Source organism: Streptomyces sp. NPDC002825, from assembly GCF_040295385.1.
GTDB lineage: Bacteria > Actinomycetota > Actinomycetes > Streptomycetales > Streptomycetaceae > Streptomyces.
The window spans coordinates 105,667-126,114 of the sequence record NZ_JBEOVH010000028.1; the positions used below are offsets into that span (position 1 = coordinate 105,667).

20 protein-coding genes are annotated in these 20,448 nt (G+C 72.7%); 8 read left to right on the plus strand and 12 right to left on the minus strand.

Annotated elements, in window-relative coordinates:
* Nucleotides 1-176: 176 nt before the first annotated feature.
* Nucleotides 177-899, plus strand: a complete 723-nt coding sequence (locus tag ABT041_RS29575) for a SigE family RNA polymerase sigma factor (RefSeq protein ID WP_351190092.1) — start codon at nt 177-179, stop codon at nt 897-899.
* 506 nt (nt 900-1,405) lie between these two features.
* Here ABT041_RS29575 and ABT041_RS29580 read toward each other — a convergent pair.
* Entirely contained in the window at nt 1,406-2,095 is a 690-nt protein-coding gene (locus ABT041_RS29580; protein WP_351190095.1) for an ATP-binding protein, read from the minus strand.
* Between the two features lie 52 nt (nt 2,096-2,147).
* Here ABT041_RS29580 and ABT041_RS29585 point away from each other — a divergent pair, with 52 nt between their 5' ends.
* A complete protein-coding gene (locus ABT041_RS29585) occupies nt 2,148-2,546 on the plus strand; it encodes a hypothetical protein (protein WP_351190098.1) in 399 nt (132 codons plus the stop codon).
* Here ABT041_RS29585 and ABT041_RS29590 read toward each other — a convergent pair.
* Together ABT041_RS29590 and ABT041_RS29595 are read right to left on the minus strand one after the other, a co-directional pair.
* Nucleotides 2,479-3,987: an MDR family MFS transporter gene (locus tag ABT041_RS29590; protein WP_351190101.1), complete on the minus strand. Its 1,509-nt coding sequence runs from the start codon at nt 3,985-3,987 to the stop codon at nt 2,479-2,481. The genes ABT041_RS29585 and ABT041_RS29590 overlap by 68 nt on opposite strands.
* Before the next feature lie 2 nt (nt 3,988-3,989).
* A complete protein-coding gene (locus tag ABT041_RS29595; RefSeq protein WP_351190103.1) occupies nt 3,990-4,580 on the minus strand; it encodes an NADPH-dependent FMN reductase in 591 nt (196 codons plus the stop codon).
* A 113-nt stretch (nt 4,581-4,693) separates the two neighbouring features.
* On the opposite strand from ABT041_RS29595, the gene ABT041_RS29600 reads away from it, so the two are divergent.
* The gene (locus ABT041_RS29600; protein ID WP_351190106.1) at nt 4,694-5,428 is read left to right on the plus strand and encodes a TetR/AcrR family transcriptional regulator; all 735 of its coding nucleotides are present in this window, start codon (nt 4,694-4,696) and stop codon (nt 5,426-5,428) included.
* Between the two features lie 45 nt (nt 5,429-5,473).
* Here the strand turns inward: ABT041_RS29600 and ABT041_RS29605 are convergent, their stop codons facing one another.
* The 3 genes from ABT041_RS29605 to deoC are packed head-to-tail and all read right to left on the minus strand — an operon-like array spanning nt 5,474 to nt 8,758.
* On the minus strand, nt 5,474-6,364 hold the full coding sequence (locus tag ABT041_RS29605; RefSeq protein WP_351190109.1) for an aldehyde dehydrogenase family protein: 891 nt from the start codon (nt 6,362-6,364) through the stop codon (nt 5,474-5,476).
* Entirely contained in the window at nt 6,357-7,793 is a 1,437-nt protein-coding gene (locus tag ABT041_RS29610; protein WP_351190112.1) for an aldehyde dehydrogenase family protein, read from the minus strand. The genes ABT041_RS29605 and ABT041_RS29610 overlap by 8 nt, the downstream gene beginning before the upstream one ends.
* Before the next feature lie 5 nt (nt 7,794-7,798).
* Nucleotides 7,799-8,758, minus strand: coding sequence for a deoxyribose-phosphate aldolase (gene deoC / locus ABT041_RS29615; RefSeq protein WP_351190115.1), 960 nt, complete (start codon nt 8,756-8,758; stop codon nt 7,799-7,801).
* Between the two features lie 254 nt (nt 8,759-9,012).
* Here deoC and ABT041_RS29620 point away from each other — a divergent pair, with 254 nt between their 5' ends.
* From ABT041_RS29620 to ABT041_RS29630, 3 genes are all read left to right on the plus strand, one after another.
* On the plus strand, nt 9,013-10,230 hold the full coding sequence (locus ABT041_RS29620) for a hypothetical protein (RefSeq protein WP_351190118.1): 1,218 nt from the start codon (nt 9,013-9,015) through the stop codon (nt 10,228-10,230).
* Nucleotides 10,231-10,377: 147 nt separating this feature from the next.
* Entirely contained in the window at nt 10,378-11,016 is a 639-nt protein-coding gene (locus tag ABT041_RS29625; protein WP_351190121.1) for a class F sortase, read from the plus strand.
* Nucleotides 11,017-11,050: 34 nt separating this feature from the next.
* Nucleotides 11,051-11,728: a PH domain-containing protein gene (locus ABT041_RS29630; RefSeq protein ID WP_351190124.1), complete on the plus strand. Its 678-nt coding sequence runs from the start codon at nt 11,051-11,053 to the stop codon at nt 11,726-11,728.
* A gap of 23 nt (nt 11,729-11,751) precedes the next feature.
* Here ABT041_RS29630 and ABT041_RS29635 read toward each other — a convergent pair whose 3' ends face one another.
* The 4 genes from ABT041_RS29635 to ABT041_RS29650 all read right to left on the minus strand — a co-directional run bounded on the left by ABT041_RS29635 (nt 11,752) and on the right by ABT041_RS29650 (nt 16,564).
* Nucleotides 11,752-12,912, minus strand: a complete 1,161-nt coding sequence (locus ABT041_RS29635; RefSeq protein WP_502976618.1) for a putative hexosyltransferase — start codon at nt 12,910-12,912, stop codon at nt 11,752-11,754.
* A 167-nt stretch (nt 12,913-13,079) separates the two neighbouring features.
* Nucleotides 13,080-14,768, minus strand: a complete 1,689-nt coding sequence (locus ABT041_RS29640) for a phospho-sugar mutase (RefSeq protein WP_351190127.1) — start codon at nt 14,766-14,768, stop codon at nt 13,080-13,082.
* A 328-nt stretch (nt 14,769-15,096) separates the two neighbouring features.
* Nucleotides 15,097-15,900, minus strand: coding sequence for a purine-nucleoside phosphorylase (locus tag ABT041_RS29645; RefSeq protein WP_123455042.1), 804 nt, complete (start codon nt 15,898-15,900; stop codon nt 15,097-15,099).
* Between the two features lie 226 nt (nt 15,901-16,126).
* Nucleotides 16,127-16,564, minus strand: a complete 438-nt coding sequence (locus ABT041_RS29650) for a gamma-glutamylcyclotransferase family protein (protein ID WP_017239758.1) — start codon at nt 16,562-16,564, stop codon at nt 16,127-16,129.
* A gap of 361 nt (nt 16,565-16,925) precedes the next feature.
* Between ABT041_RS29650 and ABT041_RS29655 the strand changes: the two genes are divergently transcribed.
* Together ABT041_RS29655 and ABT041_RS29660 are read left to right on the plus strand one after the other, a co-directional pair.
* Complete coding sequence (locus ABT041_RS29655) at nt 16,926-18,365, plus strand: NAD(P)H-quinone dehydrogenase (RefSeq protein WP_351190132.1); 1,440 nt, start codon at nt 16,926-16,928, stop codon at nt 18,363-18,365.
* A gap of 225 nt (nt 18,366-18,590) precedes the next feature.
* On the plus strand, nt 18,591-19,517 hold the full coding sequence (locus tag ABT041_RS29660) for a DeoR/GlpR family DNA-binding transcription regulator (RefSeq protein ID WP_502976619.1): 927 nt from the start codon (nt 18,591-18,593) through the stop codon (nt 19,515-19,517).
* Nucleotides 19,518-19,597: 80 nt separating this feature from the next.
* Here the strand turns inward: ABT041_RS29660 and ABT041_RS29665 are convergent, their stop codons facing one another.
* A complete protein-coding gene (locus tag ABT041_RS29665; RefSeq protein ID WP_351190138.1) occupies nt 19,598-20,143 on the minus strand; it encodes a TetR/AcrR family transcriptional regulator in 546 nt (181 codons plus the stop codon).
* Nucleotides 20,144-20,220: 77 nt separating this feature from the next.
* A partial coding sequence (locus tag ABT041_RS29670; protein WP_351190141.1) for an acyl-CoA carboxylase biotin carboxyl carrier protein subunit occupies nt 20,221-20,448 on the minus strand: 228 nt, incomplete at its 5' end.

Genomic DNA, 20,448 nt, shown 5'->3' on the forward strand with positions numbered 1-20,448 from the left:
TCATTCTGGCCCATGGGGCCGTCCGAGATCGACCGTCCGGGGACTCGCTATGGACTCGCTTCTGTTCCGTTCCCTGTGACACGGCTGTGACAGTCGGCGGACAACGCCATGAAGTCCGGGGGGCAAGCTTCTTGGCACACGGACCGAAACACACTCCAACCGACGGGGGGCGCGAGATGAACGCACTGCACAGCAACACCTCAAGCGCAGTTGTCACGCGTCTCCACGACGTCGTGCGGAGCACCGAGAAGTCCGGCGGGATGAACGGGCGGGGGTGCGTTCGGACCGTCGGGCGTCAGCGCAAGGCGCCTTACATGGTGGCCGTTGCTGACGGGGGAGCGGCGTACGGGGAGGTCACGGGGGAGCGCACGAGCTGTTCGGAAGCCGAGTTCACGGCTTACGTCCAGGAGCGTCGTGCCTCCCTGTACGCCACCGCCTACCACCTCACCGGTGACCGTTTCGAGGCCGAGGACCTGCTCCAGAGCGCGCTGTTCTCCACGTACCGCGCCTGGGACCGGATCAGCGACAAGGCGGCCGTCGGCGGCTACCTGCGTCGCACCATGACGAACCTGCACATCAGCGCCTGGCGCCGGCGCAAGCTCAACGAGTACCCGACCGAGGAGCTGCCGGAGACGGTCGGCGAGACGGACGCGATGCGGGGTACGGAGCTGCGCGCGGTCCTGTGGCAGGCCCTGGCCCGGCTGCCCGAGCTCCAGCGGACGATGCTGGTGCTGCGCTACTACGAGGGCCGTACGGATCCGGAGATCGCGGAGATCCTGGACATCAGTGTCGGCACGGTGAAGTCGAGCATCTGGCGCTCGCTGCGGCGACTGCGCGAGGACGAGGTGCTGAGCTTCGGCCGTGACGAGGAGGAGTCCTTCGGCGAGCTGGTGGCCTGAAGGTCCGGGGGGACGACCCTCCGAGTGCCTACGGGGGAGACGGGGCGCTTGGGGACGGGGGGAACACGGGGGAACCGTACGGGGGTACGGGGGTAGAAAACGAAGCGGGTCGTACGAGTCCGGGGGGCCTCGCACGACCCGCTTCGCCCGTTGTGGGCCGCGCTTCCGCCCGTTGTGGGCAGGCGTTCCGCCGGGGCGGTGCCCACGCCCGTTGTGGGCAGGCGTTCCGCAAGGGGCGTGGGGGTCCCCCTGCTCGAGCGAAGCCGAGAGCTTGGGGGAGGGTGGGCACAACGGACGGCGCCCTTGCCGGCGCCAGAGGCTCCCGCGCCTGAACCCGCACCCCTGGTGACGGCGCGCTGGTGGTGCGGGTCCAGGCGCGGAACGCGGAGGCGCCGCTGAGGGCGCCGTCCCGTGTGCCCACCCGTCCCGCCCTGCGGGACGATTGCCCACACGGGGGGCGGACCGGGGCACCGCCCAGCAGGGCGCGGGGCTCGCGCGGGGCGGGGCTAGACCGGTGTGCGGTGGCGGCCTGCCGCCGCGGCGGCCAGGCGGCCCAGGGCCTCCGGTTTCGCGCAGGGGTGCGCGCCCAGCGACGTCTGCCGGGCCACGATCGCGCGCTCGGCCCGCATCAGGCGCCAGCCGCGCCGCAGCAGGAACGGGACCGACTTGCGCCCCTCGCGAAGGTCGCGCAGGAGCCGCCGGCGGAAGGTCGTCGAGGGCCGCCCGCGCAGGCACAGCGCGTCCGCGAGGACGTCGAGCTCGCGGCAGCGGTTCACGATCTCGGCCGCGAAGATGCCCTCCGCCACGAAGAGCGGCGTGCGCGCGATGTCGAGCCGCTCCCGGTCCACCCGGGAGCTGGTGGCGATGTCGTACACGGGGACGTCCGTCCGTCCCGTACGGCACAGTTCGACGATCGCGGCGACGGCGGCGTCCGCGTCCCAGGAGAGTGGGGAGTCCCAGTCGATGTCCTCGCTTCCCTCGACGAGCGGGAGCGAAGGGTCGTCGGCCTCCTTGTAGAAGTCGTCGAGGCGCAGGACCGGAAGGCCGGTGACGGCGGCGAGGGACGACTTGCCGGAGCCGGAGGGGCCCGCGAGTAGGACGACACGGGTCGGGATCGGTTGGGAACTCACGGGACACCAGTGTGAACCATTCCCCCGTGCAGGGGACCCCCGAGGAAGGCCGTTGGTATCGAGCATCACACCTCCACTACTGTCGGTTGCCGCTCGGTCACCCCTCGGAAGGATCGTCATGGCGCGTCACGCAGAACCCCGCACCCCCCGCCGCAACGCCCTGCTCAAGGCCGGTCTGACGGTCACGGCGGCGGGTGCCGCGCTGGTCGGCGCGGGCGCCGCGGCGCAGGCCGTCGCGCCGGTGCCGCTGCCCGTCGACTCGCTGACCAGGACGGACGCCGCCGCGGCCGGGGCCGGCGCGCTGGAGGGCGTCACGCACGGCGTGGGCCCGCTGACGCAGCTCCAGCTCGACCCGCTGGCCAACACGGGCGTCGACCCGCTCGACAACGGCCTCGGCACGCAGGTCGCCGACTTCAAGCCGGTGGGTACGAACCTGGTGACCGACCACGTCACGAAGGGCGGGGCAGTGGCCGATCTGCCGGTGGCCGGTCCGCTGACGCGGGGGCTGCTTCCGTAGCGGTCCGCAGGGGGACCTCTCGTACAAGCCAGGCCACCGCGAAGGCCAGGGCGGCGAGCACGGCGGTGCCGAGCAGCACCCCGTGCACCCCGCTGGTGACCGCCGCCCGCAGGCCTTCCCGTACCGGCTCCGGCAGGCGTGCGGCCTGGGACGGGGTCAGGTTCGGGTCGGTCCCCGCGAGGCGTGCGGTGAAGACCGCGCCGAGGGTCGCGACGCCCAGGGAGCCGCCGAGGGTGCGGACGAGCGTGACGGTGCCGCTCGCCGCACCCATGTCCCGGGGCGGGGCGCTGTACATGGTGATGAGCAGGGTCGACTGCATGAGGAAGCCCATGCCGGCGCCCATGATCACGGCGAGGCCGGACGCGACGGCCGTCGGGGTGTCGACGTCGAGCAGGAGCAGGGTGAGGGCGCCCGCCGTCATGAGTCCGCCGCCGAGGATCGGGTAGATCCGGTAGCGGCCGTCGTGTGCGATCCGCCGGCCCGTGGCGAGCTGGACGGCGACCATGCCGAGCATGAGCGGCAGCAGGAGCAGTCCGCTCGCCGTGGACGACTGCCCGCGGACGAACTGGAAGTACTGCGGCAGGTAGTTCATCGCGGCGAGCATGCCCGCCCCGACCAGCAGGCTGAGGATCTGCGCGAGGGTGAAGTTCCGGCTGTGGAACAGCCGGGGCGGGATCACCGGTTCCGCGGCGCGCCGCTCGGTCCTGACGAGCAGCGCGAGGGCGGCCGCGGCGGTCGAGGCCAGGGCGAGGATCCTCGGCGAGGTCCAGGCGTACCGGGTGCCGCCCCAGGTCGCGAGCAGGGTCAGGGCGAGGATGCCGGTGGTGAGGAGCAGCGCTCCGGCCACGTCCACGCGGGCCCGGACGCGCGGGGTCCGTACGCGCAGTCCGAGTGAGACGAGCAGCAGCGCGGCGATGCCGACGGGCACGTTGACGTAGAAGGCCCAGCGCCAGTTCAGGTGGTCGGTGAGCAGTCCGCCGAGGAGCGGGCCGCCGGCGAAGGCGGCCGGGAGCATCGCCCCGGTGATCGCCTGGACCCTGGGGCTGTCCTCCGGGGAGACGACGGTGCCGATCAGGGCGAAGGCGCCGACCATCAGGCCGCCGGCGCCGACGCCCTGGAGGGCGCGGAAGGCGATGAGCTGCTCCATGCTCTGGGCGAGGCCGGAGAGGACGGAGCCGGTGAGGAAGACGGCGACGGCGGAGAGGTAGGCGCCCTTGCGTCCGTACAGGTCGCCGGCCTTGCCCCACAGGGGGGTGGTGACGGCGGCGGTGAGGAGGTAGGCGGTGACCACCCATGACAGCCGGTCGAGGCCGCCGAGTTCGCCGGCGACGGTGGGGAGGGCGGTGCCGACGATCGTGCCGTCGAGGGTGCCGAGGACGATGCCGAGCATGAGGCCGGTGAGGCCCGGGTAGGGGAGCCGGGCTTTCTGGGTCGTCGTCATGGTCAGGCCGCGTACGGCTTCTTGGCGCGGGCTTCGCGGAGCGCCTCGGCCCACCAGGTGAGCTGGTCGAGCATCGCCTTGGCGGCGGCGTCGGCCGCCGGGTCGACGGCCCGGCCGTTCTGGTCGAACTGGCCCCAGACGCCCTGGAGTCCGACCGCCTCGCGGATGGTGACGGCGTGCAGTTCGGCGAAGACGCCGCGCAGGTGCTCGACGGCGCGCAGACCGGCGGAGAAGCCGCCGTAGGCGACGAAGCCGACGGGCTTGGCGTGCCATTCCTTGTTGTGCCAGTCGATCGCGTTCTTCAGGGACGCCGGGTAGCTGTGGTTGTACTCGGGTGTGACGACGACGAAGGCGTCGGCGGCGGCCAGGCGCGGGGACACGGCGCGCAGGAGGGCCCGGTCGGCCTCGTCGGCGGGGGCCTGGCCGAGGTGCGGGAAGACGGTGGGCAGCGGGGTCTCGGCGAGGTCGACGACGTCGACGGTGAGGTCGGGGCGTTCGGCGGCGTGGCCGGCCAGCCAGTGCGCGACGGTGGGGCCGAGGCGGCCTTCGCGGGTGGACCCCTGGATGACGGCGAGGCGGAGCGGAGTGCTCATGGTTCCCCCTGGAACAGTGATGTGTACGGCGTACGCCAACAGGTGTACAACGTACACGTCGATGTGTACGTCGTCCACAGGGCATACGCTGTACGCGACAGAAGGAGGCCGGAGTGGCGAAGAAGGACGAGACGGACGGCGTCTCGCTGTGGGAGCGGCTCGATCGGCCCGCCGCGGCGCCCAGGGCGTCCCTCACCCCGGGCCGGATCGCCGAGGCCGCGATCGGCATCGCGGACCGCGAGGGATTCGCCGCCGTCACCATGCGCAAGGTCGCCGCCGAACTGGGCGTCGCGCCCATGGCCGCGTACCGGCACGTCAACGGCAAGGACGAGCTCTGGGCCCTCATGGTCGACCGGGTCTCGACCGAACTGGAGCCGCCGGAGACCACCGAGGGCTGGCGGGAGACCCTGCGGACCCATGCGCACCGCACCCGCGACGGGATGCTGCGCCACCCCTGGCTCGCCCAGCTGCCGACCCCGCTCCTCGCCCTCACCCCGAACCGGTTGGCGTCCGCAGAGCGGCAGCTGGCCTCCCTCGACGGGCTCGGCCTCGACACCGACACGATGATGGCCGCGTTCCGGGCGGTCGGCGCGTACGTGCACGGAGCCGTGCAGGCGGAGGTCGCCGTCGCCCTGTACATGAAGGAGCACGGCTGGGAGAGCCCCGACGAGACCCGCCGGGCGCTCGCCCCGCAGATGACGTACCTGCTCGGCACCGGCCGCTACCCCACCTACCGGGCGTACGCCCTCGGCGCGGCCCGCAAGGACGACGCGGCCTGGCTGTTCGAGACGGGGCTCGACTGCGTCCTCGACGGGGTCGCGGGCCTGATCGAACGCGGCGGAGCATGACGAAAGGCCCCCGGGAGCTCCCGGGGGCCTTTCGTCATGGGGGTCCTAGTACGAGGAGCCGCTCGCGCCCAGCGAACCCGTGGGGTGCCAGACCGTCTTCGTCTCCAGGAACGCGGTCATGCGGTCCGTGCCCGGGGACTCGGCGAAGTCCTCGGTACGGGGGCGCAGGACGCGCTTCAGGTTGTCCGCGGCCGCGATCTCCAGGTCACGGGCCAGATCGGTGTCCGCGCCCGTCAGGTCGATCGCGTTCACGTCCTGGTGGGCCGCGAGGTGCGGGCCCATCTCGGAGGCCTTGCCGGAGAGGATGTTGACCACGCCGCCGGGCAGGTCGGAGGTGGCCAGGACCTCGCCCAGGGAGAGGGCGGGGAGCGGGGCCTTCTCGCTCGCGATGACGACGGCCGTGTTGCCCGTCGCGATCACCGGGGCGATCACCGAGACCAGGCCCAGGAAGGACGAGTCCTGCGGGGCCACGACCGTGACGACGCCGGTCGGCTCCGGGGTCGACAGGTTGAAGTACGGGCCCGCGACCGGGTTCGCACCGCCCACGACCTGGGCGATCTTGTCGGTCCAGCCCGCGTACCAGACCCAGCGGTCGATCGCCGCCTCGACGATCACGGCCGCCTTCGACTTCGACAGGCCCTCCGCGTCCGCGACCTCGTGCACGAACTGGCCCTTGCGGCCCTCCAGCATCTCGGCGACGCGGTAGAGGATCTGGCCGCGGTTGTACGCGGTCGCGCCCGCCCAGCCGCCGAAGGCCTTGCGGGCCGCGACGACCGCGTCACGCGCGTCCTTGCGGGAGGAGAGCGGCGCGTTCGCCAGCCACTTGCCCTTCGCGTCGCTCACCTCGTACACCCGGCCGCTCTCGGAGCGGGGGAACTTGCCCCCGACGTACAGCTTGTAGGTCTTGAAGACACTGAGGCGCGTCTGATCAGACATCGAGGTAGGCCTCCAGACCGTGGCGGCCGCCCTCGCGGCCGAAGCCCGACTCCTTGTAGCCGCCGAACGGCGAGGTCGGGTCGAACTTGTTGAACGTGTTGGCCCAGACGACACCGGCCCGGAGCTTGTTGGCGACCGCCAGGATGCGGGAGCCCTTCTCCGTCCAGATGCCCGCCGACAGGCCGTACTGGCTGTTGTTGGCCTTCGCGACCGCCTCGTCGGGCGTACGGAAGGACAGCACCGACAGGACCGGGCCGAAGATCTCGTCGCGGGCGATCCGGTGCGCCTGCGTGACGCCCGTGAAGAGCGTCGGGGCGAACCAGTAACCGGCCGACGGGATCTCGCACGCGGCGGTCCAGCGCTCGGCGCCCTCCGCCTCGCCCTGCTCCACGAGGGAGGTGATGCGGGCCAGCTGCTCCGAGGAGTTGATGGCGCCGATGTCGGTGTTCTTGTCGAGCGGGTCGCCGAGGCGGAGCGTCGACAGGCGGCGCTTGAGGCTGTCGAGCAGCTCGTCCTGGATCGACTCCTGGACGAGGAGGCGCGAGCCCGCGCAGCAGACCTGGCCCTGGTTGAAGAAGATGCCGTTGACGATGCCCTCGACGGCCTGGTCGATCGGGGCGTCGTCGAAGACGATGTTGGCGCCCTTGCCGCCCAGCTCCAGGGTCACCTTCTTGTCCGTGCCGGCGACCGAGCGCGCGATGGCCTTGCCGACCGCGGTCGAGCCGGTGAAGGCGACCTTGTTCACGTCCGGGTGCTCGACCAGCGCGGCGCCCGTCTCCCCGTATCCGGGAAGGATGTTGACGACGCCCTTCGGCAGCCCGGCCTGGCGGCAGATGTCCGCGAAGAACAGGGCGGAGAGCGGAGTCGTCTCGGCCGGCTTGAGGACGACCGTGTTGCCGGTCGCGAGTGCCGGGGCGATCTTCCACGCCAGCATGAGCAGCGGGAAGTTCCACGGGATGACCTGGCCGGCCACGCCCAGCGGGCGCGGGTTCGCGCCGTAGCCCGCGTGGTCGAGCTTGTCCGCCCAGCCCGCGTAGTAGAAGAAGTGCGCCGCGACCAGCGGGAGGTCCGCGTCGCGGGTCTCCTTGATCGGCTTGCCGTTGTCCAGGGTCTCCAGGACGGCCAGCTCACGGCTGCGCTCCTGGATGATCCGGGCGATGCGGAAGAGGTACTTGGCGCGCTCGGAGCCGGGCAGCGCCGACCACTTCTCGAAGGCCCTGCGGGCCGCCTTCACCGCGCGGTCGACGTCCTCGGCGCCCGCCTGGGCGACCTCGGCGAGGACCTCCTCGGTGGAGGGGGAGACGGTCTTGAAGACCTTGCCGTCGGCCGCCTCGACGAACTCGCCGTCGATGAACAGGCCGTAGCTCGGCGCGATGTCGACGACCGAGCGGGACTCCGGTGCCGGCGCGTACTCGAATGCAGATGCCATGTTGATCAGTCCACCGTCACGTAATCGGGGCCGGAGTAACGGCCGGTCGCCAGCTTCTGGCGCTGCATCAGCAGGTCGTTGAGCAGGCTGGAAGCGCCGAAGCGGAACCAGTGGTTGTCCAGCCAGTCCTCACCCACGGTCTCGTTGACGAGAACCAGGAACTTGATCGCTTCCTTGGTGTTGCGGATGCCGCCGGCCGGCTTCACGCCGATCTGCACGCCGGTCTGGGCGCGGAAGTCGCGCACGGCCTCCAGCATGAGGAGGGTGTTCGCCGGGGTGGCGTTGACCGCGACCTTGCCGGTCGAGGTCTTGATGAAGTCCGCGCCGGCCATCATGCCGAGCCAGGAGGCGCGGCGGATGTTGTCGTACGTGGACAGCTCGCCGGTCTCGAAGATCACCTTGAGGCGGGCGCGGTCGCCGCACTCCGCCTTGATCGCGGCGATCTGCTCGAAGACCTCCATGTACCGGCCGGCGAGGAAGGCGCCACGGTCGATGACCATGTCGATCTCGTCGGCTCCGGCGGCGATGGCGTCGGCGGTGTCGGCCAGCTTCACGGGGAGCGCGGCGCGCCCGGCCGGGAAGGCGGTGGCGACCGAGGCGACCTTGACGCCCGAGCCCGCGACGGCGGCCTTGGCGGTGGCCACCATGTCGGGGTAGACGCAGACGGCGGCCGTCTTCGGGGTCGTGCGGTCGGTCGGATCGGGGTTGACGGCCTTGGCGGCGAGCGCCCGGACCTTGCCCGGGGTGTCCGCGCCTTCGAGAGTCGTCAGGTCGATCATGGAAATGGCCAGGTCGATGGCGTACGCCTTGGCCGTGGTCTTGATCGAGCGGGTGCCGAGGGACGCGGCGCGCGCCTCCAGGCCGACGGCGTCGACGCCGGGCAGCCCGTGGAGGAAGCGGCGCAGCGCACTGTCGGACGTGGTCACGTCGGCGAAAGCGAATGCTGCGGATGCAGTGGTGGGCATGGTCACCAGTCGAGCATATCTACGCGCGTAGCGACCTGTACAGGGCGGACCCTTCATCGAGCCCGAGGTCACAGGGGGTTCCACGGCGCGGTGACGCCTGTCACACGCCCGTGACGTGGAGCGGACGGCTCCCGCATACAAGATCAATAGATTCTTATCAGCAGCCAGCCAGACCTCACCGGAACCAGTCGGACCGAGAAAAAGCGGCATGCGGCTCTCCTCTTATCCGCTCACCTGAATTCACAGGAGTCGTTATGCGCACCGCCCTTCGCACCGCCATCGCCACCGCCCTCGTCGCCGGTGTCGCCCTCACCACCCCGGCCCTCGCCGGCGCCGCGTACGCCGCCGACGGCCCGGTGGCCGTGAAGCCGGCCGACACCGCGCAGCAGGCCGATGCCGCGAAGCCGGCGGACGCGAAGCCGGTCGAGGCCGACAAGCCGGCGGAGGCCGACCCCGCGAAGGGCACCCTCGTCCGGACCGAGACCCTCATCAACGGCACGATCGCCAAGATCTACAAGGCCGCCGACGGTCACCACCGCGCCGAGCTCTTCTTCCAGGGCAACCCGGTCGGCGTGCTCGACGCCGCCACCGGCCCGGTCGCCGGCAACGACAACGGCGAGTTCTTCGTCCTCTTCCAGGACGGCCGCACCCTCAACTGGGACCGCAACTACCTCCCCGGCGCCGAGCCCGGCACGTACAAGCTCGCCGACGGCACCGTCCTGGAGCTGGCCGAGAAGGACGGCCGCTACGGCCTCCAGCTCGTCGAGAACGGCCAGGGCCGCGGCTTCACCTACCTGAGCGGCCTCCGTCAGGTCCTCGTGTACGGCAAGGCGGTCGTCGTCCTGGAGCACGACGGAGGCTTCGCCGCCTACATCCAGGGCTCGTCGAAGCAGGCCGCCCCCGAGCTCGTCGAGACCCCGGCTCCCAAGCCCACCCCGGGTCCCGTCGTCACCCTCGGCAAGTGCACCGTCCAGCAGGACATCCCCTCGGTCTTCGCGCTGCTGACCGTGACGCTCACCAACGACCTGGAGAAGGGCCCGAAGGCCGTCCTCAAGGACGAGGACGGCAAGCCCATCGTCACCCTCGACCGCGACCACGCGGCCGACCTGGGCCAGGGCCTCACCATCAAGGACGCGAACACCACCACCCCGAAGCTGGGCCAGCGCACCCAGGGCGGCGACACGCCGTACCAGTGGACCGCGTTCCCGAAGCTCCCCAAGGGCTGCGAGAAGGACGCCACCACCACCCCGTCGCCGTCCGCCACCACCCCGGCCCCCGCGGGCAGCAACGGCTCCACCACGAACACCGGGCAGACCTCCGTCGTCCCGCAGGGCGGCGTCGCGGCCGGTGCCGAGCTGGGCACCGAGGGCGACTCCACGGCCCTGATCGCGGCCGGCGCGGGCGCGGCCTCCCTCGCCGCCGCGGGCCTCGGCTTCGTCGTCCTCCGCCGCCGGGCGGCCTCGCGCGCCTGATCGGTACCTGATCCCGCGCCCGACCCCGTACCCGCACCGCCTCACCCCCTGCCCCGACCCGAGCAGGCAACACCCCACCCCGCCCCGCCCCAGGCCGGTCGCCGCGTCCCGCGCGGTGGCCGGCCGCAGCCCGTCCGGAGCCGTCCCGTGAGCCGTCGCCCCGCTCGTACCCGTACCGCCTCCCTCCTCCTCGTGGCCGCGCTCGCCGCGCTCACCGGCTGCTCCGCCGTCGGCGAGTCCGTGCCCGCCACCCCGCCCGCCCGCATCTCCCCGGCCACCGCCGCCCCCACGCCGACCGCGAGCGCCGCCCCCGTCAAGCCGCTGGCGCGGTCCCTGCCCGTGCGGGTGCGGGTGCCCGCCGCCGGGGTCGACACCGGGCCCGTCCTCTCCCTCGGCCTCAACACGGACGGCACCGTCGAGGTGCCCCCGGTCGCGGACGCCGACCGCATCGGCTGGTACGACAAGGGCGTCACCCCCGGCCAGACCGGCCCCGCCGTCCTCATCGGCCACTTCGACACCGCCCGCGGCCCGGCCGTCCTCAAGAACGTCTCCAGGGTCCGCGTCGGCGACGAGATCACCGTGACCCGCGCCGACGGCACGACCGCCGTCTTCCGGGTACGGGAGCTGGAACAGGTCGACAAGCACGCCTTCCCGACCGCCAAGGTGTACGGCGACACCACCCGCCCCGAGCTGCGCCTCGTCACCTGCGGCGGCGAGCTCGTCGGCGGTCACCGGCCCGACAACATCATCCTGTACGCGGACCTCGTGGCCACGCGGGGCGCCTGAGCCCCCACCCGGCCCCTGAGGCACAATCGGCGGCATGACGACCCCCGAGCCCAGCCACGAGCCGAGCCCCGAGCAGCCGTCCGCAGGAAAGACCCCCGAGGGACAGACCCCCGCCGACAAGGTCTTCCGGTCGCCCCTCGGGGTCGCGGGCGGGGTCTTCCTGCTGCTCCTCACGGCCTTCTTCGCCGGGGACGCGATCGTCCGCGGCGAGGGCCGCACGCCCTGGATCGCGCTCGCGTTCCTCGTCCTCGCCGTCCCGCTGATCGTCGCCTTCACGATCCGGCCCGCGGTGTACGCCAACGACGACCGGCTCCGGATCCGCAACCCGTTCCGGTCGATCGTGCTGCCCTGGGCCACGGTCGCCGACGTCCGCGCCGGCTACTCCAGCGAGGTCTTCACGCAGGAGGGCGTCAAGTACCAGCTCTGGGCGATCCCCGTCTCGCTGCGCCAGCGCAAGAAGGCCGCCCGCCAGGCCGCCCGCGCCTCCCAGGACGATCCGCACGGCCGTACCTCCGTCACCGCCGACGTACGGGACAGCGCCTCCCGTACCGCCCCGAGCGACAGGACCATCGGCGAGCTGCGCGAACTCGCCGAGCTGCGCGCCGGGACCCCGGGCGCGCAGGGCGAACCGCAGGTCCGCTGGGCGTACGAGATCCTCGCCCCCGCCGCGGCCGGACTGCTGCTCCTCGTGATCCTGCTCGCGACCCGCTAGGCCCGGCCGGCTGTCCGGCGTCGCTAGGGCGCTCCGTCCCACACCAGGAGCATGTGCCCGCCCAGCCACGCCGAGGAGAGCGCCGCCCCCGTGAGGACGAGGGCGGCGACGTGCCACCGGGCGCGGGCGACCCCCACCGCGAGCGGCAGCAGCAGCGGGAAGCCCGGCAGCAGGAAGCGGGCGCGCGGGAACCAGACGCCGCCGCTGCCGAGGACCACCAGCAGCAGCACCCCCGTGAACACGAGCAGCGGCAGCGGCTGCCGGTCCGCGACACAGCACACGTACAGCGCGGCGGACAGCAGCAGCACCACCGAGACGACCGTCAGGAAGAACGGCGGGGACGGGCTGTGGACGAGGTGCCGGCGCAGCGCCCGCAGCGTCACCGCGCCGCCGTCCCACTGGTTCCCCCAGCGCCGCTGCACCTCGAAGTAGCCGTCCCAGCGCCCCCGGACGAGCGCCACCCACCCGACGTACCCCAGCCAGCCGAGCGGCGCCGTCAGGGCGGCGGCCAGGGCGCGCCGCTCGCGCCGGGCGGCCAGGAGCCCCGCCACGCCGACCGCCGCCGCGACCGCGAGCCCGGTCGGCCGGGTCAGCCCGGCAGCCACCGCGAGCCCGGCCGCCCACGCCCAGCGCCCGCCGAGCACCGCGTACAGCGCCCAGGCGGCGAGCGCCGTGAACAGCGACTCCGTGTACCCCATCCACTCCACGGCGGCCACCGGGGAGGCCCCCCACAGGACGGCGAGGACCGTGCCGGTCCGGCGCCCGTGCAGCCGGTCGCCGACCGCGAACACCCCCCAGGCGGCGGCCAGCGAGCACACCACCGCGAGCCCGAGCGCGATCGAGGCGGGAGAGGCGTTGCCGGGGAGGACCGCCGAGAGGAGCCGGACGAGCCCGGGGAAGAGCGGGAAGAAGGCCAGGTTCCGGGGGAAGGACGGCTGGGTCGCGTACCCGTGCCCGGCGATGTCCAGGTACCAGAGCGAGTCCCACGTCCGGGCGAGCAGCGGCCACAGACCGTGGCCCCGCAGATGCGCCCAGCGGGCGAGCACCGCGAGACCCAGGAGCCGTACCGCCAGGAAACCGAACAGCGCCGGGGCCGCGCGCCGCAGCGCGCCGCGCTCCGGGACGTCGGGGGCGGCAGCGGGCGTACGGGGTGTGGGGACGTACGGCACGGGGGTGACGGACACCGGGTCACCCTGGCGCGCGCCCCCGGCGCCCGGTCCACGCTTTACGTCACGTGCCGTACGGGGTTCACCCGGACGGGCGAGGGCGTCTCCGGGTGAGGGCGTGTACGGGCGAGGGCCCGTACGGAATCGGTTCCGTACGGGCCCTCGCCCGATGTGCTGTGCCCTGCCTACAGCCCCGCGGCCTCGGACAGGTCCCGCTTGATCGCGGCGAGGATCTCGGCGCCCGTGGCGCGGGCCGTCGCCAGCTCGCTGGCGTCGCCGACCGGGACGACGACCTCCAGGTAGCACTTGAGCTTGGGCTCGGTGCCGGAGGGGCGGACGATCACCCGGGCCTTGTAGTCGCCCTCCAGGTGGTAGCGCAGCCCGTCGGTCGGCGGCAGGGACTCGGTGCCCTTCGTCAGGTCCTCGGCCGAGACGACCGTCAGACCGGCGAGCCGGACCGGGGGCCGCTCGCGCAGGGTGGCCATCGCGTTGGCGATGACGCCCAGGTCCTCGACCCGTACGGACAGCTGGTCCGTGGCGTGCAGGCCGTGCGCCACCGCCAGGTCGTCGAGCAGGTCGGTCAGCGTCCGGCCCTGCTCCTTGAGCACCGAGGCCAGCTCCGTGACGAGCAGCGCCGCCGTGATGCCGTCCTTGTCGCGGACGCCCTCCGGGTCGACGCAGTAGCCGAGCGCCTCCTCGTAGCCGTACCGAAGGCCGTCGACGCGGGCGATCCACTTGAAGCCGGTGAGGGTCTCCTCGTAGCCGACACCGGCCGCCTCGGCGATCCGGCCGAGCAGCGAGGACGAGACGATCGACTCGGCGAAGACGCCGGTGGCACCCTTGTGCACCAGGTGCGCGGCGAGCAGCGCGCCGACCTCGTCGCCGCGGAGCATCCGCCAGCCGCCCTCGACGGAGGCGTCGGGCACGGCCACGGCGCAGCGGTCGGCGTCCGGGTCGTTCGCGATGACGATGTCGGGGTCCACGGCCCGGGCGGCCTCGAAGGCCAGGTCCATGGCGCCCGGCTCCTCCGGGTTCGGGAAGGCGACCGTCGGGAAGGCCGGGTCCGGGTCGGCCTGCTCGGCGACGAGCGCGGGCGGCGGGAAGCCGGCCCGGTCGAAGGCGGCCGTCAGGACCTCCTTGCCGACGCCGTGCATGGCCGTGTAGACGGTCCGCGCGGTCCGGGGGGAGCCGGGGGTCAGGACGGCGTCCGTACGCTCCAGGTAGGCCGTCAGGACCTCGTCGCCGAGGGTCTCCCACCCTCCCCCACTCTCGGCTTCGCCCGAGTGGGGGGACCCCCACTCGGGCCGGGGCACGTCGTGCAGCGAGCGGATGGCGTCGATCTCGGCGGCGATCTCGGCGTCGGCGGGCGGGACGATCTGCGAGCCGTCGCCCAGGTAGACCTTGTAGCCGTTGTCGCGCGGCGGGTTGTGGCTCGCGGTCACCTCGACACCGGCGACGGCGCCCAGATGCCTTATGGCGTACGCGAGGACGGGCGTCGGCAGCGGGCGGGGCAGCAGCGCGGCGCGCAGCCCGGCGCCGGTCATCACGGCGGCGGTGTCGCGGGCGAAGTCGGCGGACTTGTAGCGGGCGTCGTAGCCGATGACGACGAGGCCGCCGGTCTGGCCCTTCGCCTTCAGGTACGCGGCGAGGCCTGCGGCCGCGCGGATGACGACCGAGCGGTTCATCCGCATGGGCCCGGCGCCGAGCTCACCGCGGAGCCCGGCCGTGCCGAACTGCAGCGTGCCGCTGAACCGGGCGGCGAGTTCGTCGCTCGCGCCGGCCTCGATGAGCCGCGCGAGCTCCTCGCGGGTCTCGCTGTCGGGATCCTCGGCGAGCCAGGCCTGGGCCCGGGTGAGGAGATCGTCCTGCGTCACGGTGTGCCTTTCGGGGGTGCGGGCGGGAGGGGCGGGGTGGGGGCGCGGGTGGGCGGGTGCGGGTGGGTGGGCCGCTGCGCGGAGCCTTTCCCCATCCCGCCCCTTCCCGTAACCGGGGCTCCGCTCCGGACCCCGCGCCTCAAACGCCGGCGGGGCTGGATTTCCAGCCCGTCGGGGGGTCCCCCCCACGCCGCCGGGCGTAGGGGGAGATCGAGGACACGCCCGACGGGCGTATGAGGTCCGGGGGGCTCGCCCCCCGGTTTCGGGAAAGGGCGGGGTGGGGGAGAAGCCCCGCGCAGCGGCGCCGCGCCGCCCCGCCCCGCGACCGTCAGATCCGGTCCAGGACCCGCGTCAGGAGCTCGCCCATCCGGGCCGCCGAGTCGCGGCCCGCCTGGAGGACCTCCTCGTGGTTCAGCGGTTCGCCCGAGAGCCCCGCCGCCAGGTTGGTGACGAGGGAGATGCCGAGGACCTCGGCGCCGGCCTCGCGGGCCGCGATGGCCTCCAGGACGGTGGACATGCCGACGAGGTCGCCGCCGAGCACGCGGACCATGTTGATCTCGGCCGGGGTCTCGTAGTGCGGGCCGGGGAACTGGACGTACACGCCCTCCTCCAGCGTCTCGTCGACCTCCTTGCACAGCGCGCGCAGGCGCGGCGAGTACAGGTCCGTCAGGTCGACGAAGTTCGCGCCGACGATCGGGGAGGCCGCCGTGAGGTTGATGTGGTCGCTGATCAGGACCGGCTGGCCGGGGCGCATGCCCTCGCGGAGGCCGCCGCAGCCGTTGGTGAGGACGACGGTCTTGCAGCCGGCGGCGACGGCGGTGCGGACGCCGTGGGCGACGGAGGCGACGCCCCGGCCCTCGTAGAAGTGGGTGCGGCCGAGGAAGACCAGCGCCCGCTTCTCACCGATCTTGTACGAGCGGACCTTGCCGCCGTGGCCCTCGACGGCCGGCGGCGGGAAGCCGGGGAGCTCGGTCACCGGGAACTCGGCCTCGGGGGCACCGAGGGCGTCGACGGCGGGGGCCCAGCCGGAGCCCATGACCAGGGCGACGTCGTGGTTCTCGACACCGGTCAGCTCGCGAAGACGTGCGGCAGCGGCCTCGGCGGCCTCGTACGGGGTGGCAGTTGCGTTCACTGACTCTCTCGCCTCGGGGAGGGGGGTCCGAGGGGAACCCCGGACGGATTTGGTACGCGCAGCAGCGTAGCCGGAGAATTCCTACGCGCGTAGATGACGATGCTGACGGACATGCGATCGTTGTCTTGTCGTTTCCGACGAACGGGGGATTTCGGCCACCCGGTCGGATCAACCCGGCCGGATGAAGCGGCCGGATCGATGCGGCCCACGGGGCGGCCCGCCCGGCTCAGCAGGGGCGCTTCCGCAACTCCATCACGTAGTCGTGCGGCGCGCCCGCCGACTCGGCCGCGTCGGCGACCTCGCCCAGGTACCGCGCGGACGGCAGCCCGCCCTCGTACGCGTTGAGGACGTACACCCAGGCCGGCTCCTCGCCGTCCAGGGTGTGCACCCGAACCCGCATCCGCCGGTAGATGTCGAGGCCCACGCCCTCCCAGCGGTCCATGGAGTCCTCGTCCATCGGCGCGATGTCGTACAGCGCCACGAAGACCTGGGAGCGGGGGGCCTCCACGATGGTGGCCAGCGCTCCCTCCCAGCCCATCTGCTCGCCGCCGAAGGTGAGCCGCCAGCCGTTCAGCCAGCCGGTGCCGCGCAGCGGGGAGTGCGGTGCGCGGCGGCTCATGAGCCGCGCGTCGAGGTTGCCGGCGAAAGCGGCGTAGAGCGACATGGGACCGAGGGTACGGGAGGGGGCGGGCTGCCCGGGGAACCCCGAGGTGGCGGCCGCACGAGGGCCGGCGCGGGCGGCTCCGCACCCCTCCCGCGCACCGTCCGAGGCCCGGCCCGAGGCCGCGCGCCCGGGTCCGTGCTTTTCCCCGCGCCCCGTCCGAGCGCCGGCCGCGAGGCCGCGCGCCCGGGTCCGCGCGCTTCCCGCACCCCTCCCGTCACCCCATCCGAGCCCCCGGCGCGAGGCCGCGCCCGGCGTGCGGGAGAATGGGGTACGCACTTGAAGCGTGCGGGACAATGGCGTACGCACTGCATCCCAGCGGGGGGACCCCCCGGCAGAACGAGAGCGCGAGGCGTAGATCCCAGTGACCCGGATCGTGATCATCGGCGGCGGACCCGGCGGATACGAGGCGGCCCTGGTGGGCGCCCAACTCGGCGCGGAGGTGACCGTCGTGGACTGCGACGGCCTCGGCGGCGCGTCCGTCCTGACCGACTGCGTCCCCTCGAAGACCCTGATCGCCACCGCCGAGGTGATGACCACCTTCGACTCCTCCTACGAGGAGCTGGGCATCATCGTCGCGGACGACACCCCGCACATCGAGCAGGCCGCTCGTGTCGTCGGCGTGGACCTCGGCAAGGTGAACCGACGGGTGAAGCGCCTCGCGCTCGCCCAGTCCCACGACATCACCGCCTCCGTGACCCGGGCCGGCGCCCGGGTGCTTCGCGGCCGCGGCCGGCTCTCCGGCCGGCAGGCCGTGGACGGCTCGCGCCAGGTGGTCGTCACCGCCGCCGACGGCACCGAGGAGACGCTGACCGCCGACGCGGTGCTGATCGCGACCGGTGCCCACCCGCGTGAGGTGCCCGACGCCAAGCCGGACGGCGAGCGCATCCTGAACTGGACCCAGGTCTACGACCTGAAGGAGCTCCCGGAGGAGCTCATCGTGGTCGGTTCCGGTGTCACCGGTGCCGAGTTCGCCGGTGCCTACCAGGCCCTCGGCTCACGCGTCACGCTCGTTTCCAGCCGTGACCGCGTGCTCCCGGGCGAGGACCCGGACGCGGCCGCCGTCCTGGAGGACGTCTTCCGGCGCCGCGGCATGAACGTCATGGCCCGTTCCCGCGCCGAGTCCGCGAAGCGGGTCGGCGACCGGGTCGAGGTCACCCTCGCGGACGGCCGGGTCATCTCCGGCACCCACTGCCTGATGGCGGTCGGCGCGATCCCGAACTCGGCCGGCATGGGTCTTGAGGAGGCAGGCGTCCGGCTGAAGGACTCCGGTCACATCTGGACCGACAAGGTCTCCCGTACCTCCGCCCCCGGCGTGTACGCCGCCGGTGACGTCACGGGTGTCTTCGCGCTCGCCTCGGTCGCCGCCATGCAGGGCCGGATCGCGATGTACCACTTCCTCGGCGACGCGGTGGCCCCGCTGAACCTGAAGACGGTCTCCTCGAACGTCTTCACCGACCCGGAGATCGCCACCGTCGGCTACACCCAGGCCGACGTCGACGCGGGCAAGATCGACGCCAAGGTCGTCAAGCTGCCGCTGCTCCGCAACCCGCGCGCGAAGATGCAGGGCATCCGGGACGGCTTCGTGAAGATCTTCTGCCGTCCGGGCACCGGCATCGTGGTCGGCGGCTGCGTCGTCGCGCCGAAGGCGAGCGAACTGATCCATCCGATCTCGATCGCGGTCGACAACAATCTGACGGTCGAACAGATCGCAAATGCTTTCACCGTGTACCCCTCCCTGTCGGGCTCGATCGCGGAAGTGGCACGGCAGTTGCACACCCGAAAGGCGACGGGCGAGGCGTAAGACCCCGATCCGGCCCGGCTCCCGCCTGCGGGAACGGTTCGCCCGGTCGGACAACCCCCGGCAATCCCGGGCATAGAACGATCAACGACGGGGCCTCCCATACCACTTGGAGGCCCCGTCTGTGCGCATCTTCTGCAATTCGGCGCATAGTGCTGAAAACTATCGGCCGGTCACGTTACTGTCAGTTTCGTGTTCGCTGCAGAACGTCGCCAGTTGATCCTCGAAATGGTGCGAGCCAATGGGGCCGTGTCGCTCCGCGAGCTCGCCCGCGTCGTCCAGACCTCTGAAGTGACCGTACGGAGAGACGTACGGGCCCTCGAGGCAGAAGGACTCCTCGACCGCCGCCACGGCGGTGCGGTGTTGCCGGGCGGATTCACGCGAGAATCCGGCTTCCCGCAGAAATCCCATCTCGCCACAGCGGAGAAGACGGCCATCGCCGACGTCGCCGCGAGTCTCGTCGAAGAAGGCGAGGCCATCGTCGTCGGCGCCGGGACGACCACGCAGGAGCTGGCCCGCCGGCTCGCCCGCGTGCCCGGACTGACCGTCGTCACCAACTCCCTGCTCGTCGCCCAGGCCCTCGCCCATGCCAACCGGGTGGAGGTCGTCATGACCGGCGGCACCCTGCGCGGCTCCAACTACGCGCTGGTGGGCAGCGGGGCCGAGCAGTCGCTCCAGGGGCTGCGGGTCTCCCGGGCGTTCCTCTCCGGGAGCGGTCTGACCGCCGAGCGCGGCCTGTCCACGTCCAACATGCTCTCCGCGAGCGTGGACCGGGCGCTGGTCCAGGCGGCCGCCGAGGTCGTGGTCCTCGCCGACCACACCAAGCTCGGCTCCGACACCATGTTCCAGACGGTGCCGACTGACGTCATCACCCGCCTGGTGACCGACGAGCCCCCGGCCCACGACGAACGGGCCGCCACCGAGCTCCAGGCCCTCGCCGACCAGGGCGTACAGATCGCCGTCGCCGGTACAGGCGCCACCGCGGGCCCCTCCGGCGGCGACCAGGTCCCCCCGGGCGCCCGGCCCCGCCGTGACATGCCGCTCCCCGTCCAGCGCGGACGGATGGCGGCCGGCCAGTTCCGGGGACCGGGTGGCGGGATGGCCGCGGAGACGCTGGAACGCACGGCCCGGGTCGCGGACATGCGCCGCCGCTGAGATCAGCGCAGGACCTGCACTCAGCCGCAGTACCCGAGGGACCCTCCCCCAGGGGTCCCACGCCGATCACCGAAAGGGCTTCAGCCCTTCAAGCCCCGCAGCGTCAGCGCGAGCAGACGGTCCGCCAGCTCCGCGTCCTCCGGGCACTGTTCGGCCGCCAGCGCGATCGCGTTGGTCAGCTGCATCAGGTCGCCGATCGACACATCGGCCCGCACCTGCCCCGCCTTCCGGGCCCGTTCGAGCAGTCGCTCGCCCGCCGCGCGCAGCGGGTCGCTGCACCGCGCCAGAGCCGAACTCCGGTCGTACGAGGCGGACATCAGCGCGTGCGCGAGCCCGCGGTACTCGCCCGCGTGCGCGATCAGCGCCCGCAGCCACTCCACCAGCGCCGCGCACGGCGCCTCGGCCTCCGCCAGCTCCCGCGAACGGTCGAGCAGTTCGGCGAGCGCCTCCTGGAAGACCGCGTTCAACAGGTCGGCCCGGGTGGGGAAATGCCGGTAGAGGGTGCCGATCCCGACGCCCGCGCGGCGCGCCACCTCCTCCAGGGGCGCGTCCGCGCCCTGCTCCGCGAAGGCGGCGCGGGCTTCGATGAGCAGTCGCTCGTGGTTGCGGCGTGCGTCGGCGCGCATGGGTACAGACCCTCCCCTCGACGAAGGGCCCGCAGGCGGCTGCCTGCGGGCCCTTCGTACGGTACTGGGTGCGACCGTCAGTCCTTGATGTCGCAGATGGTGGCGCCGGAGGTGACGGAGGCGCCGACCTCGGCGCTCAGGCCCTTGACGGTGCCGGAGCGGTGGGCGTTGAGGGGCTGCTCCATCTTCATGGCCTCCAGGACGACGATGAGGTCGCCTTCCTTGACCTCCTGGCCCTCCTCGACCGCGACCTTGACGATCGTGCCCTGCATGGGCGAGGCGAGGGTGTCGCCGGAGGCGGTCGG

What these genes read in the sequence shown, in the direction of transcription:
- ABT041_RS29575 (WP_351190092.1), top strand. Translation starts at nt 177, where the DNA reads ATGAACGCACTGCACAGCAACACCTCAAGCGCAGTTGTCACGCGTCTC.
- ABT041_RS29580 (WP_351190095.1), bottom strand. Translation starts at nt 2,095, where the DNA reads ATGCTCGATACCAACGGCCTTCCTCGGGGGTCCCCTGCACGGGGGAAT.
- ABT041_RS29585 (WP_351190098.1), top strand. Translation starts at nt 2,148, where the DNA reads ATGGCGCGTCACGCAGAACCCCGCACCCCCCGCCGCAACGCCCTGCTC.
- ABT041_RS29590 (WP_351190101.1), bottom strand. Translation starts at nt 3,987, where the DNA reads ATGACGACGACCCAGAAAGCCCGGCTCCCCTACCCGGGCCTCACCGGC.
- ABT041_RS29595 (WP_351190103.1), bottom strand. Translation starts at nt 4,580, where the DNA reads ATGAGCACTCCGCTCCGCCTCGCCGTCATCCAGGGGTCCACCCGCGAA.
- ABT041_RS29605 (WP_351190109.1), bottom strand. Translation starts at nt 6,364, where the DNA reads ATGTCTGATCAGACGCGCCTCAGTGTCTTCAAGACCTACAAGCTGTAC.
- ABT041_RS29610 (WP_351190112.1), bottom strand. Translation starts at nt 7,793, where the DNA reads ATGGCATCTGCATTCGAGTACGCGCCGGCACCGGAGTCCCGCTCGGTC.
- deoC (WP_351190115.1), bottom strand. Translation starts at nt 8,758, where the DNA reads ATGCCCACCACTGCATCCGCAGCATTCGCTTTCGCCGACGTGACCACG.
- ABT041_RS29620 (WP_351190118.1), top strand. Translation starts at nt 9,013, where the DNA reads ATGCGCACCGCCCTTCGCACCGCCATCGCCACCGCCCTCGTCGCCGGT.
- ABT041_RS29630 (WP_351190124.1), top strand. Translation starts at nt 11,051, where the DNA reads ATGACGACCCCCGAGCCCAGCCACGAGCCGAGCCCCGAGCAGCCGTCC.
- ABT041_RS29650 (WP_017239758.1), bottom strand. Translation starts at nt 16,564, where the DNA reads ATGTCGCTCTACGCCGCTTTCGCCGGCAACCTCGACGCGCGGCTCATG.
- ABT041_RS29660 (WP_502976619.1), top strand. Translation starts at nt 18,591, where the DNA reads ATGGTGCGAGCCAATGGGGCCGTGTCGCTCCGCGAGCTCGCCCGCGTC.
- ABT041_RS29665 (WP_351190138.1), bottom strand. Translation starts at nt 20,143, where the DNA reads ATGCGCGCCGACGCACGCCGCAACCACGAGCGACTGCTCATCGAAGCC.